The organism is Pseudonocardia cypriaca, assembly GCF_006717045.1.
Lineage (GTDB): Bacteria > Actinomycetota > Actinomycetes > Mycobacteriales > Pseudonocardiaceae > Pseudonocardia > Pseudonocardia cypriaca.
Genome location: NZ_VFPH01000002.1, coordinates 894719 through 914381 on the forward strand (window position 1 = coordinate 894719; position 19663 = coordinate 914381).

The 19663-nt window shown below is 72.6% G+C and carries 18 protein-coding genes; 12 read left to right on the plus strand and 6 right to left on the minus strand.

Going from position 1 to position 19663, the window contains the following annotated elements; all coding sequences use genetic code 11:
* Positions 1-60: 60 nt before the first annotated feature.
* From FB388_RS21765 to ligD, 3 genes are read left to right on the plus strand one after another with little or no spacing between them, the layout of a single operon-like run.
* The gene (locus FB388_RS21765) at positions 61-435 is read left to right on the plus strand and encodes an FKBP-type peptidyl-prolyl cis-trans isomerase (protein WP_142104062.1); all 375 of its coding nucleotides are present in this window, start codon (positions 61-63) and stop codon (positions 433-435) included.
* Entirely contained in the window at positions 432-932 is a 501-nt protein-coding gene (locus tag FB388_RS21770; protein ID WP_142104063.1) for a metallophosphoesterase family protein, read from the plus strand. The genes FB388_RS21765 and FB388_RS21770 overlap by 4 nt, the downstream gene beginning before the upstream one ends.
* A 37-nt stretch (positions 933-969) precedes the next feature.
* Positions 970-1926 (plus strand): non-homologous end-joining DNA ligase, encoded by a 957-nt coding sequence (gene ligD / locus FB388_RS21775; protein WP_142104064.1) that lies wholly within the window; start codon positions 970-972, stop codon positions 1924-1926.
* Position 1927: 1 nt separating this feature from the next.
* On the opposite strand, the gene FB388_RS21780 is transcribed toward ligD, so the two are convergent.
* Together FB388_RS21780 and FB388_RS21785 are read right to left on the minus strand one after the other, a co-directional pair.
* A complete protein-coding gene (locus tag FB388_RS21780; protein ID WP_211362158.1) occupies positions 1928-3355 on the minus strand; it encodes a gamma-glutamyltransferase in 1428 nt (475 codons plus the stop codon).
* A 64-nt stretch (positions 3356-3419) separates the two neighbouring features.
* Positions 3420-3812, minus strand: a complete 393-nt coding sequence (locus tag FB388_RS21785) for a cupin domain-containing protein (RefSeq protein WP_142104066.1) — start codon at positions 3810-3812, stop codon at positions 3420-3422.
* Between the two features lie 51 nt (positions 3813-3863).
* Here FB388_RS21785 and FB388_RS21790 point away from each other — a divergent pair, with 51 nt between their 5' ends.
* The 3 genes from FB388_RS21790 to FB388_RS21800 are packed head-to-tail and all read left to right on the plus strand — an operon-like array spanning position 3864 to position 7784.
* Positions 3864-4175 (plus strand): antibiotic biosynthesis monooxygenase family protein, encoded by a 312-nt coding sequence (locus tag FB388_RS21790; protein ID WP_142104067.1) that lies wholly within the window; start codon positions 3864-3866, stop codon positions 4173-4175.
* A gap of 46 nt (positions 4176-4221) precedes the next feature.
* Positions 4222-6942: an alpha/beta fold hydrolase gene (locus FB388_RS21795; RefSeq protein WP_170225778.1), complete on the plus strand. Its 2721-nt coding sequence runs from the start codon at positions 4222-4224 to the stop codon at positions 6940-6942.
* Positions 6939-7784, plus strand: a complete 846-nt coding sequence (locus FB388_RS21800; protein ID WP_142104068.1) for an ABC transporter permease — start codon at positions 6939-6941, stop codon at positions 7782-7784. Before FB388_RS21795 ends, FB388_RS21800 begins: the two co-directional genes overlap by 4 nt.
* Here the strand turns inward: FB388_RS21800 and FB388_RS21805 are convergent.
* Positions 7774-8541, minus strand: coding sequence for a DUF2182 domain-containing protein (locus FB388_RS21805; RefSeq protein ID WP_142104069.1), 768 nt, complete (start codon positions 8539-8541; stop codon positions 7774-7776). The genes FB388_RS21800 and FB388_RS21805 overlap by 11 nt on opposite strands.
* Positions 8542-8543: 2 nt before the next feature.
* Positions 8544-9170 carry a DUF1326 domain-containing protein gene (locus FB388_RS21810; RefSeq protein ID WP_142104070.1) on the minus strand — a complete coding sequence of 209 codons (627 nt, stop codon included), beginning with the start codon at positions 9168-9170 and terminating at the stop codon, positions 8544-8546.
* A 246-nt stretch (positions 9171-9416) separates the two neighbouring features.
* On the opposite strand from FB388_RS21810, the gene FB388_RS21815 reads away from it, so the two are divergent.
* Positions 9417-11987, plus strand: a complete 2571-nt coding sequence (locus FB388_RS21815) for a helix-turn-helix transcriptional regulator (protein WP_142104071.1) — start codon at positions 9417-9419, stop codon at positions 11985-11987.
* Between the two features lie 30 nt (positions 11988-12017).
* Here FB388_RS21815 and FB388_RS21820 read toward each other — a convergent pair whose 3' ends face one another.
* Complete coding sequence (locus FB388_RS21820; RefSeq protein ID WP_142104072.1) at positions 12018-12233, minus strand: hypothetical protein; 216 nt, start codon at positions 12231-12233, stop codon at positions 12018-12020.
* Positions 12234-12484: 251 nt separating this feature from the next.
* On the opposite strand from FB388_RS21820, the gene FB388_RS21825 reads away from it, so the two are divergent.
* The 5 genes from FB388_RS21825 (at position 12485) to FB388_RS21845 (ending at position 18506) form a co-directional block, all read left to right on the plus strand.
* On the plus strand, positions 12485-13108 hold the full coding sequence (locus FB388_RS21825) for an HdeD family acid-resistance protein (protein WP_142104073.1): 624 nt from the start codon (positions 12485-12487) through the stop codon (positions 13106-13108).
* A 63-nt stretch (positions 13109-13171) separates the two neighbouring features.
* Positions 13172-14305 carry an AI-2E family transporter gene (locus tag FB388_RS21830; RefSeq protein WP_246122273.1) on the plus strand — a complete coding sequence of 378 codons (1134 nt, stop codon included), beginning with the start codon at positions 13172-13174 and terminating at the stop codon, positions 14303-14305.
* Positions 14302-15780, plus strand: coding sequence for a Na+/H+ antiporter NhaC (gene nhaC, locus FB388_RS21835; RefSeq protein WP_170225709.1), 1479 nt, complete (start codon positions 14302-14304; stop codon positions 15778-15780). The genes FB388_RS21830 and nhaC overlap by 4 nt, the downstream gene beginning before the upstream one ends.
* 13 nt (positions 15781-15793) lie before the next feature.
* Positions 15794-17230 carry a basic amino acid/polyamine antiporter gene (locus FB388_RS21840; RefSeq protein ID WP_142104075.1) on the plus strand — a complete coding sequence of 479 codons (1437 nt, stop codon included), beginning with the start codon at positions 15794-15796 and terminating at the stop codon, positions 17228-17230.
* A 13-nt stretch (positions 17231-17243) separates the two neighbouring features.
* A complete protein-coding gene (locus FB388_RS21845) occupies positions 17244-18506 on the plus strand; it encodes an arginine deiminase (RefSeq protein WP_142104076.1) in 1263 nt (420 codons plus the stop codon).
* A 58-nt stretch (positions 18507-18564) separates the two neighbouring features.
* Here the strand turns inward: FB388_RS21845 and FB388_RS21850 are convergent, their stop codons facing one another.
* Positions 18565-19662, minus strand: a complete 1098-nt coding sequence (locus tag FB388_RS21850; protein WP_142104077.1) for an acetoin dehydrogenase dihydrolipoyllysine-residue acetyltransferase subunit — start codon at positions 19660-19662, stop codon at positions 18565-18567.
* Position 19663 lies beyond the last annotated feature (1 nt).

Genomic DNA, 19663 nt, shown 5'->3' on the forward strand with positions numbered 1-19663 from the left:
TCTACTCCGCGCCACCCCGTCTGGCACGCTGAGCGCGTCCACCCTCAGGAGGAAAAGAACGTGGCACTGCAACGACCCGACGTCGACCCGCACGACGGCCCCGCCCCCGCTGACCTGCTGGTCGAGGACCTCACCCCGGGCGACGGCGCCGAGGCCACCCCGGGCCGCACCGTCGAGGTGCACTACGTCGGTGTGGCGCATTCCACCGGCGAGGAGTTCGACGCCTCCTGGAACCGCGGCTCGACGTTCCGGTTCCCGCTGGGCGCGGGACGCGTCATCGCGGGCTGGGACCGCGGCGTGGCCGGGATGAAGGTCGGCGGTCGCCGCCGGCTGGTGATCCCGCCGCACCTGGGCTACGGCAACCGCGGCGCGGGCGCCGCGATCAAGCCGGGCGAGACCCTGATCTTCGTGGTCGACCTGGTGGGCGTGCACTGAAGCTGCTGCTGATCTCCGACACCCACCTGCCGGTGCGGGCGAAGGACCTGCCCGCACCGGTGTGGTCGGCGGTCGACGCCGCCGACGTGGTGATCCACGCGGGCGACTGGGTGTCGGTCGACCTGCTGGACGCGCTGGAGGCGAGGGCACGCCGGCTCGTCGGGGTCTTCGGCAACAACGACGGCGCCGCGCTGCGGGCCCGGCTGCCCGAGGTCGCGCGCGTCGAGCTCGGCGGGGTCCGGTTCGCGGTGGTGCACGAGACCGGCGCCGCGACCGGCCGCGAGAAGCGGTGCGCCCGGGCCTACCCGGACGTCGACGTGCTGGTGTTCGGGCACAGCCACATCCCGTGGGACACCACGGCGGACACCGGGCTGCGCCTGCTCAACCCCGGCTCCCCCACCGACCGGCGGCGTCAGCCGACCTTCACCTGGATGACCGTGGACGTCGCCGACGGGACGGTTCGCGACGTGGAACTGCACCACCTCGATCGCCGCTGAGATGGTCCGGCCGCCGCGGCCGTGGTAGGAGTGCCCGGTGAGCCGTGCCAAGACCGTCGAGACGCGGGACGGGGTCGAGCTGACCAACCTCGACCAGCCGCTCTTCGACGGCGCCGACGCCACCAAGCGCGACCTCGTCGACTACCTCGACGCGGTGCGCGATCGGATCCTGCCCGAGCTGCGGCAGCGGCCGCTTTCGGTGATCCGGATCCGGCCGGGCCAGGAGCCGTTCATGCAGAAGAACGTGCCCAAGTACACGCCGGACTGGATCGAGACGACGACGGTGTGGGCCGAGGCGTCGCGGCGCGAGGTGCACTACGCGCTCGCGAACGACCGGCGCACGCTGCTGTGGTTCGCCAACCAGCGCTCGGTGGAGTTCCACCCGACGCTGATGCGGGTGGGCGAGTCGCACCCCACGCACCTGATCCTCGACCTCGACCCACCGGAGGGCGACGACTTCGCCCACGTGGTGCGGGCGGCGCGGCTCGTGCGCCAGGCGCTGGAGGACAGCGGGCTCGAGGGCATCGTGAAGACGAGCGGTTCGAAGGGGCTGCACATCTTCGTGCCCCTCGACGAGGGCGTCGGCTTCGAGGACGCCGCGGCGGCCACCCGCGCGCTCGCGGCGCGGGCCGAGCGCGTCGACCCCGACGTCGCCACCACCGCGTACATCAAGGAGGACCGGGGCGGGAAGGTGTTCGTCGACTCCACCCGATCGGGCGGGGCGACGGTCGTGGCCGCGTACAGCCCGCGGGTGCGGCCGGGGGTGCCGGTGTCGTTCCCGGTGGCGTGGGACGACCTGGACGACGTGGCGCCCCGCGACTTCACCGTCCGCACGGCCGTCGACCTGCTCGACGGGGCGGACCCGTGGCACGAGCGCATGCCTGCGGCCCAGCGGCTCCCCGCCGACCTCCTGGAGGAGGGGCACGCGATCCCGATCGCGCGGGTCGCGGCCATGCACGAGGGGAAGCGGCGGGCGCGGGCCCGGCGGCAGTAGCTCACACCACGACCACCGCGCCGCACCGTCGTGCGTCCGCTGCGCCGTCCAGGACGCCGGTGGCGGTGTCGCGCCGGGCGGCCTGGCACCCGCCGAAGAACAGGTTCGGTGCGGCGAAGGGCGTCACGGGGTAGCCGGCGCTCTCCAGCGCTGCGACGTCGATCCCCGGTTCGGCGTACGCGACCCCCCGCTCCACGTGCAGCCGCGGCGCATCCACCGCGTGCTGCGGCGACTCGCCGCGGTCGAACACGTTCACCAGGGCCTGCAGGAGGGCGCTGCGGATCCGGCTCGAACCCGCGGAGCCCACCACGAGCTCGGCGACGCCGTCGTGGCGGACCACCGTCGGGGCCATCGCCGACGACAGCCGCTCACCGACGCCGCGGGGGACGAACAGGTCGTGCTCCCCGAGCATGTTGTTGAGGTGGATGCCCGTTCCCGGGACGGTCACCCCCGAGCCGGTCCCGTTGGAGCAGGTCACCGAACAGGCCCAGCCTTCGACATCGAGCACCGAGACGTGCGTGGTGGCACCCGGCCCGTCCAGTGACGCCGCCGGGGCGAGCACGTCGCGGACCCCGGCCTCGAGGGCCGCGGCGATCCCGAGCACGTCCGGGGTGCGGCCGGTGGCCTCCAGATGGGCCAGCGCGCGGACGAGCCGGCTCCCGCCCGCGCTGGGCGGGGGGTTGGTGAAGACCTCGCGTCCGCGGTAGGTCACGCGCAGCGGGTCCCGTGGCACGACGCGGTAGGCCTCGAGATCGGCCCGGGTCAGCACGCCACCGCGGGCGCACACCCAGTCCGAGACCGCGGCGCCAATGTCACCGGTGTAGAACGGCGCGGCCCCCTCCGCCCCGAGCCGGTCGAGCGCGTCGGCCAGCTCCGGGTCCCGCAGTAGCTCGCCCTCCCGCGGCGGGCGCCCGTCCACCGTGAACCGCGCGGCAGCCTCCGGGGTCGAGCCGACGACGTCCACCAGCAGCTCGAACACGTACGCCTGCATCGCGTTCAGCCGCACCCCGGAGCGGGCCAGGCGGGCGGCAGGAGCGGTGAGCTCGGCCAGCGGCATGTGGCCGAACCGCTCCACCGCCGCCACGACGCCAGCGGGCACCCCGAACGTGCCGCACGAGGACGCCCCGACCTCGAACACCTGGGTGGCGCCCTCGAACGTCACCAGGACTTCGGTCATCGGCGCGGGGCGCGCATCCGCGCCGCGGCCGGGGGTCTCCACGAAGAAGTCGAGGAGCAGCGGGGGCTGCCCGGGCGGGGCGACGAGCAGGTAGCCGCCCGCGCCCAGGCCGGTGAGCAGCGGCTCCGCCACGAACGACGTGAGAACGGCGGCCACCGCCGCATCCACAGCGTTGCCGCCTGCCTGCAGGGCCGCTGCCCCTGCGGCCGCCGAAGCCGGATGCCCGGCGGCGACCACGCCCCGTTGCGCCACGACCGTTCCTTCCCGAACAGCCGTCCCCCGGTCGGGCGAAACCTGGCGCGGCGCGCCCGACGTGTCAGGAGGTCGGCGGTTCGTCCTCGCCCGACTCCTCCGCGGCATCGGCTTCTTCCTTCGTGCGGTGCACGGCTCCGTCGGCGTGCTCCGGCGGACCGTAGACGGTGTACAGGACGAGCGGGTTCGGGCCGGTGTTGACGAAGTTGTGCTTCTTGCCGGCCGGCACGACGACCAGGTCGCCGGCCGCCACGCTCTTCGTCCTACCGCTCACGCGCGCCTCGCCGGTGCCGCTGACGAATGTCAGGATCTGGTCGATCCCCTCGTGCACCTCCTCGCCGATCTCCCCGCCCGGCGGAATCGTCATGATCACGAGCTGCGTGTGATCACCGGTCCAGAGAACTCGGCGGAAGTCGTCGCTCTTCTCCGCGACGGTGGCGATGGTGAAGTGCTCCATGCCCGATCTGTGCCCCGATCACCGTGGTTCCACGCGTGCGAGGATGGCCACATGGTCCTGGAGATCGCCGACATCACGATCCTGCCCGGCACCGGCGAGGAGTTCGCGGCCGCGGTCCGCGAGGGCATCCGGTACGTCTCCGACACGCCCGGATTCCGCAGCGCCCGCCTCACCAAGGGCATCGAGACACCCGGCCGCTTCGTGTTGATGATCGAGTGGGACAGCGTGGAGGCCCACACCGTGGGGTTCCGGCAGTCGGAGAACTACGGGCGCTGGCGCGGCCACATCGGCCCGTTCCTGGACGGCGACCCCCGCGTGGAGCACTTCGACGAGGTCACCCTCCCCGGTCCGGCAGCGGGCTGAGAACGCACTGAGGGCATCACCGAGAGGCACCCCGTAACGTCGTCCCGTGCACCCCGTCCGCGGCCGTCTGCCGTCCCTCGCGCTCAGCGTCGTGCTCGCCGTGGTGGCCGGCATCGTGCTGACGGGTGCCGCCCCCGCCGATGTCCGGGTCACGGAGGAGCGGGTCGCCACGGCCGAGGACGTCGAGCTGGACACCTCGCTCTACCTGCCGGCCGTCACCCCCGCTCCCGCGGTGCTGGTGGCCCACGGCTTCGGCGGGAGCAAGGCATCCGTGGACGCCGATGCCCGCGCGCTCGCGGCGCGCGGCTTCGTGGTGCTCACCTGGTCGGCGCGCGGGTTCGGCACGAGCACCGGCCAGATCGCGCTCGACTCCCCCGACGCCGAGGTGGCCGACGCGCGGGCACTCGTCGACCGGCTCGCCACGAGCCCCGAGGTGCAGCAGGACGGGCCGGGTGACCCCCGGGTGGGCGTCACCGGCGCCTCGTACGGCGGCGCGCTCGCGCTGATGCTGGCAGGGTCCGACCTGCGCGTCGACGCCCTCGCGCCGGTGATCACCTGGAACGACCTCGGCCAGGCGCTGTTCCCCAACGCAGCGGCGGCGGCACGACCCCCGGCCGCCACCCCCGCGGAAGGCATCTTCGCTCCGGACGGCGTGTTCAAGAGCGGCTGGGCCGGGATGCTGTTCTCCGCGGGCAGCGACCAGGCCGACCAGGCGCGGGGAACCGGGGCCGACCCGTGCGGCCGGTTCACCAGCGAGATCTGCGTCGCGTGGACCGAGGCCGCCACCACCGGCCGGATCTCCCCCGCCACGGCCGAGCTGCTGCGCCGCTCGTCACCCGCCGCCGTCGCAGGCAACATCACCGCGCCGACGCTGCTGGTGCAGGGCGAGCAGGACACGCTGTTCGGCCTGGACCAGGCCGACGCCACCGCCCGGCAGATCGCAGCAGCGGGCGGCCGGGTGAAGGTGGAGTGGTTCGCGGGCGGTCACGACGGGGCCGCACCCGACGACGCCGTCCGCGACAGCATCGGCGACTGGTTCGACCACCACCTCGCCGGCGAGGGCGACGACCCCGGCACCGGCTTCTCCTACGCCGTGCAGAGCGGGGTCCGGGCCGGTGCGAACACGCCCACCAGCCGAGTCGTCTCCGTCCCGGCCTACCCCGGCCTGCCTGGCGCCGCCCCGCTCGTCACCACGCCGCTCCCCCTCGAAGGCGACCCGCAGCAGGTCGTGCACCCGGCGGGTGGCAACCCGGCGGCGATCACCTCGCTGCCCGGGATCGGCGGCGCGCTCGGCTCCCTCGCCGGGCGGCTGTCCGCATCCGCCGACCCGCCCGGCCAGTCCGCCACCTTCCGCACCGCGCCGCTCGCGGCCCCGCTCGTGGCCGTGGGCACCCCGCGGGTGCAGGTGACGATCTCCCGGGTGCCCGGCCTGCCCGCGCCGGACGAGGCCGTGCTGTACGCGCGCATCACCGAGCTGTCGGCGGACGGGCGGCGCATCCTCCTCGGCGGCGGCGTCGCACCGATGCGCGTACCGGTGCCCGCCGACGGCACGCCCGCGACGGTCACGGTGGCGCTTCCGGCCGTGGTGGCGCCCGTCGAGACCGGCAACCAGCTCGCCGTCTCGGTCGGGACCACCGACCAGGCCTTCACCGGCCCGGTCGAGCCCGCGGTCTGGCAGGTGGGCGTGACCGGCGATCTCACCGTGCCGGTGGTGCCGGCCGACAGCGCCGCCACCGCCTCCACCGTGCCGCCCGGGCCGCTCCTCGGGCTCGTCGGCGTGCTGGCCGTCGCCGCGCTCGGCTGGCTGATCGCCCGGCTGCGCCGCAGGCGGGTCACGGCGCACGCCGCGTCCGACGACGGTCCTCCGCTCCACGTCACCGGGCTGGCCAAGACCTACTCCGGCGGCTTCCAGGCGGTGAAGGACGTCTCGTTCACCGTGGAGAAGGGGATCGTGCTCGGCCTGCTCGGGCCCAACGGCGCCGGCAAGACCACCGTGCTGCGGATGCTCATGGGCCTGGTGCGCCCCACGGCCGGCAGCATCAGCGCGTTCGGGCAACCGGTCGGCCCCGGCGCGCCGGTGCTGGCGCGGATCGGCGCGTTCGTCGAGGGCCCCGGGTTCCTCCCGCACCTGTCCGGCCGCGACAACCTGCGCCTGTACTGGGCCGCCACCGGCCGCCCCGCCGAGGACGCGCACGTCGAGGAGGCCCTCGAGATCGCCGAGCTCGGCGCGGCACTCGACCGCCGGGTGGGCACGTACAGCCAGGGCATGCGCCAGCGGCTGGCCATCGCGCAGGCGATGCTCGGGCTCCCCGACCTCCTGGTCCTCGACGAACCGACCAACGGGCTCGATCCGCCCCAGATCTCGGCGATGCGCGAGGTCCTGCGCCGCTACGCCGCGCGCGGCCGGACGGTCGTGGTGTCGAGCCACCTGCTCGCCGAGGTGGAGCAGACGTGTTCGCACGTCGTCGTGATGCACCGCGGCGAGGTGGTGGCCGACGGCACGGTCGAGGAGATCATCGCCGGTGGCGGCGCGGCCACGTTCACCGTCGACGCCCCGGAGCGCGCGGCGTCGGTGCTCTCCGACCTCGCGGGCGTCCGCTCGGTCGAGGTGATCGACGGGGGCGTGCACGTCGAGCTGAACGGCACGCCACGTGCCGAGGCCGTGCGGGCGCTCGTCACCGCGGGGGTCGGGGTGACGGCGGCCGGCCCGCGCCGCCGCCTCGAGGACGCGTTCCTGCAGCTGGTCGGGGAGGACCGCACGCCATGACCCGACCGGTGACCACTCCGTACCGGCCCGAGCGCACTCTTCCGTTGCGCGTCGAGCTGGAGCGCCAGCTGCGCCGCCGCCGCACCCAGGTGGTGTTCGGCCTGGTCGTGCTGCTGCCGGTGCTGCTGTGGGTGGCGTTCCAGCTGGCCCCGGACGGCCCACCCACCGGCTCGCTCACGCTCGTCGACCTCGCGACGCGCAGCGGGCTGAACTTCACCGTGTTCGCGATGTTCGCGTCGTCCTCGTTCCTGCTGGTCGTGGTGGTGGCGCTGTTCTTCGGCGACACGGTGGCGGCCGAGGCGTCCTGGTCGAGCCTGCGCTACCTGCTCGCGGCGCCGGTGCCCCGGGCCCGGTTGCTGCGTCAGAAGGCGGTGGTGGCGGCGCTGCTGTCGCTGGCTGCGCTGCTCCTGCTGCCGATCGTGTCGCTCACCGTCGGCACCCTCGCCTACGGCGCGGGTGACATGGTGAGTCCGACGGGCGTCTCGCTCGACTACGGGCCGGGCGCCGTCCGGGTGCTGTCCGGGGCGCTGTACCTCGCGGTGCACCTGAGCTGGGTGGCGGCGCTGGCGCTACTGCTGTCGGTGTCCACCGACGCCCCGCTCGGCGCCGTCGGCGGGGCGGTCATGGCGTCGATCGTGTCGCAGATCCTCGACCAGATCACCGCGCTCGAAGGCCTGCGCGACTACCTGCCCACGCACTTCGACGACGCCTGGTCCGGCCTACTCGGCGATCCCGTCGACTGGGGCGGCATGACCCGGGGCGCGCTGTCTGCCTCGATCTACGCCCTGGTGCTCGGCGCGGCCGCGATCTGGCGGTTCCAGCACAAGGACATCACGAGCTGAGCAGGGCGGACAGCAACAACGACGCGCCCGCCACGAGCAGGACGACCCCGACCGGGACCACCAGCAACGCTCCCCGGCGAGCCGTCTTCTCGACCACCATCACGGCCGTGAGGCCCACCATCCAGACGAGGCTGCCGACACCCGTCGCGAGCATCACGACCATCAGCGCCCAGCAGCAGCCCAGGCACGACAGCCCGTGCCGCACCCCCAACCGCCAGCCGCCAGCCGCGCCTCGGCTGTAGTACTGCCAGAGGAACCCGACCGGGTTGCGGCACGCCGTCAGGCAGGCGTTCTTCAGCGGGCTGAACTGGAACCCGCCTGCCAGCACGAGCGTGGCGCCGAGCACGAGGTCCGGCCGGGCCGCGAGCCACGCCCACGCGGCCACCAGCGCTTGAAACGCCTGGTCGGCGAGCAGCGCGAGCACGGCGAACGCGGTCCACACGGCGAGGTAGCCGGCCAGGAAGGACAGCCGCGCGGCCGTCGGGCCGGGGGCCCGCGCGGTCACAGCGCCGAACAGCCGCACCATCGGCACGACGGTCGGCAGCATCATCGCGCCGATCATGACCAGCCAGACGGCGAGGAACGCCCCCAGCCGCAGCGGCTCCGCAGAGCGTTCGAGCACGGTGCCGTGATGTCCCACCGCTCCCGCGCCGACGACGAGCCACCCGGTGCCGGCCCAGCAGACGCCCGCCACGACCCAGAGGGCGACCCCCGGGTCGCGGCGGGCGCGTACCGCCGCCGAAGCGATGCCCGGCACGGTCAGGCCGTGAACCGGAACAGGCCCTGGATGGCGTTCTGCCCGGTGACCGCCACGTCCGGCAGCCCGTGCCGGCTGCCGTCGCGACGGAAGCTCTCGGCCTTGCCGACGTAGGCGGGTGCGCCGGGAATCGTGGAGAACGCCGAGTCGTGCAGCGTGGTCGGGTTTCCGGTGGCGCCCATGAACTGCACGAGCCGGGCCTCGGCGACGTCACCGATCCTCAGGTAGCCCTTGCCCTCCACGACGTCGAACGTGATCGGTACCCGCTCGACCGCCACCACCTCGCCGATCAAGGCGGCGAGGTCGGCGACCGCGCCCCCGAGCTGCCCGGTGAAGACGTTCAGGAGGGCGGCCTGCTGCTCCTCGCTGCACCGGTCGTCCACCAGCACGGCGACCTTCCAGTTGCCGGCCAGGACGTTGCCCGGGATGTGCGTCGACACGCAGATGCACCGGTCGGACACGTCCACGCCCTGCACGGCCCCCCGGTCGACGTACCAGCCGAGGACCGAGTCGCACGTCTGGTAGTCGGGGTCCTCACCCACCCAACAGGGGCAGAGGGTGTTGCACGTGCAGACCTCGAGCAGCCTGCCTTCCACGTCATAGGTCGTCGCCACGGTCTCCGCCGTCATGGCACCCCCTCCAGGTGAGGATGCGCAGAGTAAGGACGGCGGGCCGGGAGCGGTATTCGCAGAACTGCGTAGGCCGATTCAGCACGCTGTGCCGTTCGGGGTTGGTACGGATGGCTGGCGGGGCTTGTCGTCGTCGTCTGGATCGGTAGCGTCATCTGGTCGTGGAAGCCTGGAGGGCGTGAGCCGGTGCTCCGTCCGGGAGTACCTGTGGTGAAGACGGCGGTTCCGCGACCGCCGCAGAGCTGCGTGCCGCGCCCCCGGCTGCTGGCCGCGTTGGACGAGGCGGCCGACGGGCAGGTCACGCTGGTCAGCGCTCCGGCCGGCTACGGCAAGACCCTGCTGCTGGCCGAGTGGGTGGGGCAGCGGCCCGCGCTGACGGCGTGGGTCTCCCTCGACGAGGACGACAACGCCGACCGCCGCTTCTGGACCGCGGTACTCGCCGCGCTCGACTCGTGCGCGGCGGTACCCGCGGACAACCCGCTGCACGAGCTCACCGTCCCCGGTCTCCCCAGCCGCGATCCGGAGTTCCTCGCCCGCGTCGCCGACGCCGTCGCGGCGGTGCCCGGGCCGCTGCGGCTCGTCCTGGACGACGTCCACGAGCTCACCGCACCCGACCCGCTGCACGGGCTGGCGTCGCTCGTGCGGGACCGGCCGCCGGGCCTGCACCTGGTGCTGTCGGGCCGCACCGATCCACCGCTGCCGCTGGCCCGCATGCGGCTGGCCGGTGAGCTGTCCGAGGTCCGCGCCGATCGGCTGCGGTTCTCGCTGGCGGAGGCGGGCGCGATGCTCGCCGCCGCGGGCATACCCGCGCGTCCCGACCAGGTACGCCTGCTCGTCGAGGAGACCGAGGGCTGGCCGGCGGGACTGCGGCTGGCCGCGTTGTCGCTGCGCGAGGCCGAGGATCCCGACAAGTTCCTGGCCGGTTTCGTCGGCAGCGGCCGAGCGGTCTCGGACTACCTCGTCGGCGAGATCCTCTCGCGGCTCGCGGTGGAGACCCGAGAGCTGCTCGACGCCGTCAGCATCTGCGACCAGCTGCCCGCCCCGCTGGCCGCAGCCCTGTCGGGCCGGGAAGATGCCGGGGCCGTGCTCGACTCCCTGGAGCGGGAGACCTCGCTCGTGCTCACCACGGGCGCCGATCGCCGCTGGTACCGGGTGCACCCGTTGCTCAGGTCGCATCTGCGGGCCGACCTGCAGCGGCGGCGTCCCGACCAGATCCTGCGGCTGCACCGTCGAGCCACCGCCTGGTACGCGGCCGCCGGGCAGCCGGTCCCGGCCCTCGCGCACGCGCGCCTGGGCGGGGACTCCGAGGAGGTCGCGCAGTTGCTGCGCCGGCAGGCGACCGCGCTCATCGCGGACGGCGAGCACGAGGCGGTTCGCGAGGCACTCGAGCTGCTCGACGACGTCCAGCTCGCCAACGAACCCCGGTTCGCACTGATCGCCGCGTTGATCACGACCGAGCGTGGGGAGACCGCGGCGGCCGACGGCCACCTCGCCGATGCTGCATCGTGGTGGCCGCCCGACCCACCGGCCGACCTGCTCGCGCTGCGCGATCTCGTCCGGTCCCGGCGGGCGATCGTCGCGGGCGATCCGAACGTCCCTCCCGCGAGCGCCGACGACACCGGTTCCGGTGCTGCGGCGCACCTGGGACTCGGGCCGATGGCGATGGTGCACGACGCCCTCGACCTGCTGGCCGATGGCCGGCACCAGGAGGCGCGTGACATCGCCGAGACCGCGCTCGTGCAGGCACGGCACCAGCACCACGTCTACCTCGCCGCGCTCGGGCTCACCGTGCTCGCTGCGGTCGCCGCCGCCGAGGGCGACTACCGGCGGATGACCGCGCTGGCGGCGGCGGCCGACGCGGAGCTCGCCGACCCGACGTGGCGGGCCACCATCGCCGGTGCGTGGTCGGACACGATGCGCGCGTACGGGGCGCTGCTGCGCGCCGAACCGGCCACGTGCCTGGCGCTCGCTCCCACCGACGCCGCCGGCGGATCGGCTCCGCAGCTCTCCGACCAGCTGATCGTGCTGCGCACCGCGCTGCGGGGAGCCGCGCTGTCCGACATCGGTCACGGCGAAGAGGGCCTGAACGAGCTCCGGGAGGCACGCACGGTGGCCGCCGGTCGACCGGGCGCGGCCGAGATCCCCGCGATCGTCGCGGTGCTCGAGCACCGGGCCGCGACGTCGCAAGGCCGCAACGAGGTGGCCCGCAGCATCCTGCGATGGGCCGAGGACGAGCTGGGACCGGTCGGCGAGGTGCTCCTGCTGCGCGCCTGGCAGCTGGCCGCGCTCGGCCGTCCCGGTGCGGCGAGCGATGCCCTCGTCCACCTGCTGAGCGGCGCGGCGCCGGTGGTGCTGCCCTGGACACTGGTGGAAGGCAGGGTGCTGGAGTGTCAGCTCGCGCTGCGTGGAGAACGCCGCCCGCGTGCACGTCGCGAACTGGACCACGCACTGGCGCTGGCGGAGAGCATGGACGTGATACGGCCACTCGCCACCGGCCCACCGGACGTCATCGAACTGCTGACGAGGCACCTGGGCAGCTTCGGTGACCGGGAGCCGACTGCGCTGCGGGTACTCGCGGCGCGCACCGCGCTCGGCGCCGACGCCACGCCGGTGCCGCTGACGGAGCGGGAGCGCGCGGTGCTGAGCATGCTGCCCACGCAACGGTCGTTCGACGAGATCGCCCGCGACCTCACCGTGTCGCACAGCACGGTGAAGACCCACGTCCGGGCGCTCTACGGGAAGCTCGGCGTCGGCTCCCGGCGCGACGCGGTGGCCGCGGCGCGCCGGCGCGGCATCCTCGGGCCGGACGGGGCCTAGGTCGGCGGTGCTGGTGGTCGCCGACCCGCCTCAGCGCTCCGAGTCGGCGACCTGGTTCACGGACACGACGCGCAGGCCCAGGTTCTGGATCAGCGCCAGCACGCCGTGCATGTGGGAGTCGTCGATGACCTCACCGCGGATGATCGTCTCCGGCGGGGCGTCGAGCACCGTCATGTCCGGGAACGCCCCGCGGGTGTGCTCCGACAGTCGCCCGGCCACCCGGAACTCGTACCGTAGAGGTGTCACGCTGCGACTCCGTCCGCGCGGTGCGTTCGGCGGCGCACTGGTTCCACGGTCGTCGGGCCGGTGTGCGCTCGGCATCGTCCCCAGGGGATGAGACCGGTTCCGGCATCGGGGTGCGGGTGAGCCCGCGAAGCCGCTGGACGTGCCGCTTCCGACGAAGGGCGCCCCCCGACCCCATCCGGTGCGGGGGAGGCCCCGGGTCCCGTCGCACGAGCACACTCCGGCCACGACGTCCCTCCGCCAGAGGAGAGCCCGTGTCCACGCCGACGTCCACGCCATCCGAATCGCACGACGCGACCCACGCGGACGGCGCCACATCGCGCGCGACCGGGCGGCGCGCGTCGTACGGCAGCCGGTTCGGGAACGGTAGCCGGCCCGTCCTGCTCGTCGTCGGGATCATCACCGTCTTCTACGGGCTGCTCGTGATGAGCCTGCGGCCCGTCGCCATCGCCACGATCGCGGTGCTGGCCGCGTTCGGGTTGCTCATCGCCGGTGTCGCGCAGCTGCTGCTCGGCGGCAACCTCGACCTCCCGTGGCGCTGGTTCGCGTACGCGGGCGGTCTGATCGCGATCCTCGCGGGCATCGCCGCGTTCGTGTGGCCCGGTGTCACCCTGGTGGTGCTCGCGTTCATCACCGCGTGGACGTTCGTGGTGAACGGGCTGGTCCGCCTGGTGAGCACGCTCGCGCAGGAGAAACGCGACCTGTGGTGGATGGGGCTCGTGATCGGTGCCAGCGAGCTGCTGCTCGGCCTGTGGGCGGTCGGTGCGCCCGGCCGCGAGGTCCTGCTCCTGGTCAACGTGATCGGGATCTTCCTCGTCCTGTCGGGCGTCGACTCGATCTTCGGCGCGTTCGCAGGCCGCTCGGCACGCCGGCCCTGAGCTGTGTCCGTCCGCCCTGGAGGCCGAGCAGCGACGACCGCGATCGGTGAACCGGGGCCGCCGGTGGTGGCCGCGCCGCGCGGGCCGCGGGCGCTGCCACGGGCGTTCGTCATCCTCGTCGGTACCGCGGCGGCCACCATCGTGGCAGCCGGCCTCCACGCGACCGCCTGGCTGATCGGTCCCGCGTTCCTGGCACTCGTCATCGTCATCGTCGTCAGGCCGGTGGATCAATGGTTGCGGCGCGTCGGGGTGCCCGGGTGGCTGTCGACGGCCGTCCTGCTGCTGCTCGTGTACGCGGTCGTCCTCGTGCTGGCAGGCGTGCTCCTGGTCTCGGCGTCCCGGCTGGCGACGCTCCTCCCCCAATACACCTCGTCGGCGAACGCGCTCGTCGGCGCAGGCACCGGGGCGCTGCGTGAGCTCGGCGTGGGTCCGGAACAGCTGCGGGGGCTCGCGGGCGAGCTGGACCTGCGAAAGATCATCGCGCTCATCGGCGGGCTGCTGGCCGGGCTGGCGGGCCTGGCCGCGAACCTCGCGTTCCTGCTGTCCCTGATGCTGTTCCTCTGCATCGAGTCGTCAGGGGCCGGGGCGCGGATGGCGACGATCGGCCGGGATCGCCCGCACATCGCCGAGGCGCTCGGGCGCTTCACGGCCGGGACGCGGCGCTTCCTGGTCGTCACCACGATCTTCGGGCTCGGGTTGGCGGTTCTCGACACGATCGCGCTGGTCCTGCTGGGCATCCCGCTCGCGGTGCTGTGGGGGCTGCTGTCGTTCATCACGAACTACATCCCTTATGTCGGGTTCTTCCTGGGAGTCCTGCCGCCCGCGATCCTCGCGCTGCTCGCCGGTGGCTGGCGGCTGATGCTGATCGTGGTCGGGATCTACACCGTGCTCAACTTCATCGTCACCTCCCTCGTCCAGCCGCATTTCATCGGCGACTCGGTCGATCTCTCGGTCACCATCACCTTCATCGGGCTGGTGTTCTGGGGCTGGCTCCTCGGCCCGGTCGGCGCCGTACTCGCGATCCCGCTGACCCTCCTGGCCAAAACCCTGCTGGTGGACACGGATCCGCGCGCGGGATGGGCGAAGGCCCTGCTGTGCTCGGCGGGCAGCGTTCGCGCCGACCGGGACGCCGCGCACGTCTCCCCCGCCCCGGACGAAGTCGAGCAACTCCGGGATGCCGCACCGTTCTCGCCGTGACCGACGCCGTCACCCGCCGGGCCGTCCGCGAGCCGTCGCTCGCCGATGCCGTCATCCCGCTGGTCGCGCTGGTGGTGCTGATCGGCGGGTCGCTGGCGCTGTTCGGCCTCGACGCGCTCGACGGTCCGATCCAGGTGGCGCTGGTGCTGTGCGCGATGGTCGCCGCCCTCGTCGTGCTCAAGAACGGGCACCGCTTCGAGGACGTCCAGGCCGCCGGCCAGCGCGCGGTCTCCTCGGTGACCAGCGCGATATTCATCCTGCTCGCCGTCGGCGCGCTCATCGGCACCTGGAACCTGTCCGGCACGATCCCGACCCTCGTCTACTACGGGATCCAGGTCCTCTCGCCCACCTGGTACTACGCGGCGAGCGCGCTCATCTGCGGGATCATCGCGATGTCGATCGGCAGCTCGTGGACCACCGCGGGCACGATCGGGGTCGGGCTCGTCGGGATCGCGGTGATGCTCGGCATCTCACCGGGGATCACCGCAGGCGCGGTGATCTCGGGGGCCTACCTCGGCGACAAGCTCTCCCCGCTCTCGGAGACCACCGTCCTCACCGCGCAGATGGTCAAGGTCGACGTCTACGAGCACATCAAGCGGCAGGCGTGGACGTCGGTCCCGGCGTTCGGGATCGGGTTCGTGCTCTTCCTCCTGATCGGCCTGTTCTGGGGGCCCGCGGCGACCGACGTCGGCGACACCGGCAGCGAGCTGAGCGCCCTCGGCGACATCTACTGGATCACCCCGCTGAACCTGCTGCCGCTCCTGCTGCTGGTCGTGCTCTCGGTCCGCAAGGCCCCCGCCTCCCTCGCGCTGATGGCCGCGTCGCTCTTCGCCGGGGCACTGGGGGTGTTCACCCAGTACCCGGTGGTGCGCGACTTCGTCGCCGATCCGGGTCTCGACCCGGTACGCGCCGCAATCACGGCCGTGTGGCAGTCGATGGCGACCGGCTTCGCGATGGACTCGGGCATCGCCGACATCGACCAGTTGCTCTCGCGCGGCGGCATGGACAGCATGCTGCTCACGCTGTGGCTCATCATCGGCGCGGTCACGTTCGGCACCCTGCTCGAGGAGTTCGGGTTGATCAGCCGCCTGATCGACCCGATGATCCGCGCGGCGAAGGGCACCGGGCGCCTGTTCCTGACGGTGTTCACGTGTGCCTTCGGGCTCAACGTCATCGCCGGTGACCAGTACATCGCCCTGGTGCTGCCCACACGGGTGTTCCGCGCCGAGTTCGCCCGCCGTGGGCTGGCCCCGACGAACCTGTCGCGGCTCGCGGCCGACAGCGGCACCGTGACCTCGCCGCTGGTCCCCTGGAACTCCTGCGGAGCGTTCATGGGCGCGGTGCTCGGCGTCCCGACGCTCGTCTACCTGCCGTTCTGCTTCTTCAACATCGCCAGCCCGCTGCTGAGCGTGATCTACGGATTCACCGGCTTCAAGGTCGAGAAGGTCGAGAAGGCGGAGCCGGCCGACGCATGAGCGGAGTCATGAGATGACCACCACCGACGTCAAGGCGTCGCAGAAGATGCCGCTGATGACCCTGACCGCCATGGTGGTCGGGTCGATGGTCGGCGCAGGCGTCTTCTCCCTGCCCCGCAACTTCGGGCAGGCCACCGGCGTGCTCGGCGCCGTCGTCGCGTGGGTGATAGCGGGCGTCGGCATGCTCATGCTCGCGTTCGTGTTCCAGACCCTCGCGGTCCGGAAGCCGGAGCTCGACGCCGGGGTCTACGCCTACGCGAAGGCGGGCTTCGGCGAGTTCCCCGGCTTCTTCTCCGCCTTCGGGTACTGGGCCAGCGCCTGCGTCGGCAACGTCAGCTACTGGGTGCTGATCAAGTCGACGCTCGGCGTAGCCGTCCCCGGGTTCGGGGAGGGCAACACGCTGCTCGCGGTGGCCGTCTCGGCGGTGGGGGTCTGGGCCTTCCACTTCGTGATCCTGCGCGGGGTCAAGGAGGCGGCCGCGATCAACCGGATCGTGACGATCGCCAAGCTCGTCCCGATCCTGGTGTTCGTCGTCGTGCTCGCCGTCGCGCTGCGCGCCGACGTGTTCGCCGCGAACCTGTGGGGCGACGACCGGTCGTTCGGCGGCCTGTGGGAGCAGGTTCGGGCGACGATGCTCGTGACGGTGTTCGTCTTCCTCGGCGTGGAGGGGGCGAGCGTCTACTCCCGGTACGCGCAGAAGCGCTCCGACGTCGGCCGCGCGACCGTGCTCGGCTTCCTCAGCGTGCTCGCCCTGTTCGCCTCGGTGACCCTGCTGTCCTACGGCAGCCTGCCCAAGAGCGAGCTCGAGCAGCTGCGGCAGCCGTCGATGATGGGCGTGCTCGAGTCGGTCGTCGGGCCGTGGGGCTCGGTCTTCATCGGCCTCGGGCTGATCGTCTCGGTGCTCGGCGCCTACCTGGCCTGGACGCTGATGGCGGCCGAGGTGCTGTTCGTCGCGGCGAAGGACGACGACATGCCGCGCTTCCTCCGGCGCGAGAACGCGCACGGCGTGCCGGTGGCCGCGCTCGTCATGACGACGATCCTGATCACCGCGGTGCTGGCGGTCACGGTGTTCTCCGACGACGCGTTCACGTTCACGCTCAAGCTCTGCAGCTCGCTGTCGCTGATCCCGTACCTGCTGGCCGCCGCCTACGCGCTGCAGATAGGCGTGCGCGGGGAGACCTACGACACCGCTCCGGAACGCCGCCGCAGGGAGCTGACCTTCGCCGCGGTCGCGGTCGTCTACACGGCGTTCCTCATCGTCGCCGCCGGTCTGGAGTTCCTGCTGCTGTCGTTCATCATCTACGCCCCCGGCACGATCCTGTTCGTCATGGCGCGCCGCGAGCAGCACCGGCGCGTGTTCTCCCCGGCCGAGCTGCTGCTGTTCGTCGTCGCCGTCGTCCTGGCCGTCCTCGGAATCGCCGGACTCGCCACGGGCCTGATCACGATCTAGGAGGAGCTCTGCCATGGCCGACCCGATCCCGACTCCCGGCCCCTCGACGGACCTCGGTGTCCATTCCGAGGTGGGAACGCTGCGCAAGGTGCTCGTCTGCGCGCCGGGGCTCGCCCACACCCGCCTGACGCCGACGAACTGCGACAGCCTGCTCTTCGACGACGTGATGTGGGTGCAGAACGCCCGGCGGGACCACTTCGACTTCATGAGCAAGATGCGCGAGCGGGGCGTCGACGTCGTCGAGCTGCACAACGTGCTCGCCGAGACGATGGCGATGCCCGAAGCGAGGACGTGGCTGCTCGACCGGAAGATCGTCGCCAACGAGGTGGGGCTCGGCCTCGTCGACCACACCCGCGCCTTCCTCGACAGCCTCGACGAGCGGACGCTGGCGGAGTACCTGATCGGCGGCCTGTCCACGGTCGACCTGCCCGACGGCTTCCGGCCCGGCTACATCGCGCTCGCCCGCGAGTCCAGCGGCGTGCCGGAGTACCTCATGCCGCCGCTGCCCAACACGCTCTACACGCGGGACACGACGTGCTGGCTGTACGGCGGCGTCACCCTCAACCCGCTCTTCTGGGCCGCCCGGCACGACGAGACGCTCCTGATGAAGGCGATCTACACGTTCCACCCCGACTTCGCGGGCGCGACGATCTGGTGGGGCGACCCCGAGCGGGACTGGGGCCTGGCGACGCTCGAGGGCGGCGACGTGATGCCGGTCGGCAACGGCGTGGTGCTGGTCGGGATGAGCGAGCGCTCCTCGCGGCAGGCGATCACGCAGCTCGCAGCGGATCTCTTCGCGAACGGGGCCGCCGAGCGCGTGATCGTCGCGGGGATGCCGAAGCTGCGCGCCGCGATGCACCTCGACACGGTCTTCACCTTCGCCGACCGCGACTGCGTGACCGTCTTCCCGAACATCGTCGACGGCATCCACACCTTCTCGTTGCGTCCGCACGACCGGGATCCGGTCGAGGTCACCGAGGAGAAGCTCGCCTTCGTCGACGTCGTGGCCGAGGCGCTCGGCCTTCGCGCGCTGCGCGTCATCGAGACCGGCGGCGACGCCTACGCGACCGAGCGCCAGCAGTGGGACAGCGGCAACAACCTCGTCGCCGTCGAACCGGGCGTGGTGTTCGCCTACGACCGCAACACCTACACCAACTCGCTCTTGCGCAAGGCGGGCATCGAGGTCATCACGATCGTCGGCGCCGAGCTCGGCCGCGGCCGCGGTGGCGGGCACTGCATGACCTGCCCGCTCGTCCGGGACCCGGTGGCCTTCTAGCCGGGTGCCCCCGTGAGTGGATACGAGTGCTCGAGCACTCGTATCCACTCACGACCTGTCAGAGGTGGGTCCGGATCGCTGAGATGACCTCGCCGGGGGCCTCCATGTGGGCCATGTGGCCCGCCTCCACGCGGGTCAGCTCCACCCCGTCCGGCACCGGGACAATTCGGTCGGACGCACCCCACACCACCGTCAACGGCACGTCGACGCCCTCCAGCAGCGCCGGCGTGTCGAGGGCCTGCCGGTCGCCGTCGAGCAGGGTGCCGAGCACGGCGGTGAGCGCCTTGTCGACCCCGTCGAGCCGCTTGTAGCGCAGCAGGTCGTCGACGAGCCGGCGCGTGACCAGCGCCTCGTCCGCGAACAGCCGCCCGACCAGCGGTTTCAGCTCCCTCCTCGACGACGCTGCCGCGAACCCGCGCAGGTACTCCACATCGGCCTCCGGCGTGAACCCGGCAGGCGAGATCAGCGTCAGCGACGCGACCTTCCCGGGCGCGGCCTTCGCGACGGCCGCCACGACCGCTCCGCCCAGCGAATGCCCGACCAGGTGGGCGCGATCGATCCCGAGCGCGTCGAGGAAGCCGCTGACGGTGTCGGCGAGGGTCTGGAGCGACCCGTCCCCCACGTCCTTGCCGGACGCGCCGTGCCCGGGCAGGTCGAGCGCGACCGCCCGGCGGCCCTCCTCGGCGAGCGGTTGCTGCACGAACAGCCAGGAGTTCTTGTCCCCGCCGTAGCCGTGGACGAGCACGACCGCGTCACCGTCCTCGGGCCCGAGCGCCAGGTACGAGATCGTCCGCCCGCCGACCTCGACGAGCTGCGGCTCCGGCTCGTCGTCGGCTTCGAGCGCTCCGGAGGCGACGGCGGCCTTCGCCTCCTCGACGACGGCGTCGATCTCCGAGTCGGGCACGTCCGCAGGCGCGACGACGGCGAGCACCGCCCCGACCGGCAGGTCCGCCCCGGCCTCGGCCACGATCCGCCGCAGCGGTCCCTCGACCGGCGACTCCAGCGTGCCGGCGATCTTGTCCGTCTCGATGTCGACGATGTCGTCACCCTTGGCGATCGTGTCCCCTTCCGACACGAACCAGTCGACGATCTTGCCCGTCTTCATCGACAGGCCCCACTTGGGCATCGTCACCCGCTGGATGCGGTCATCGGTCATG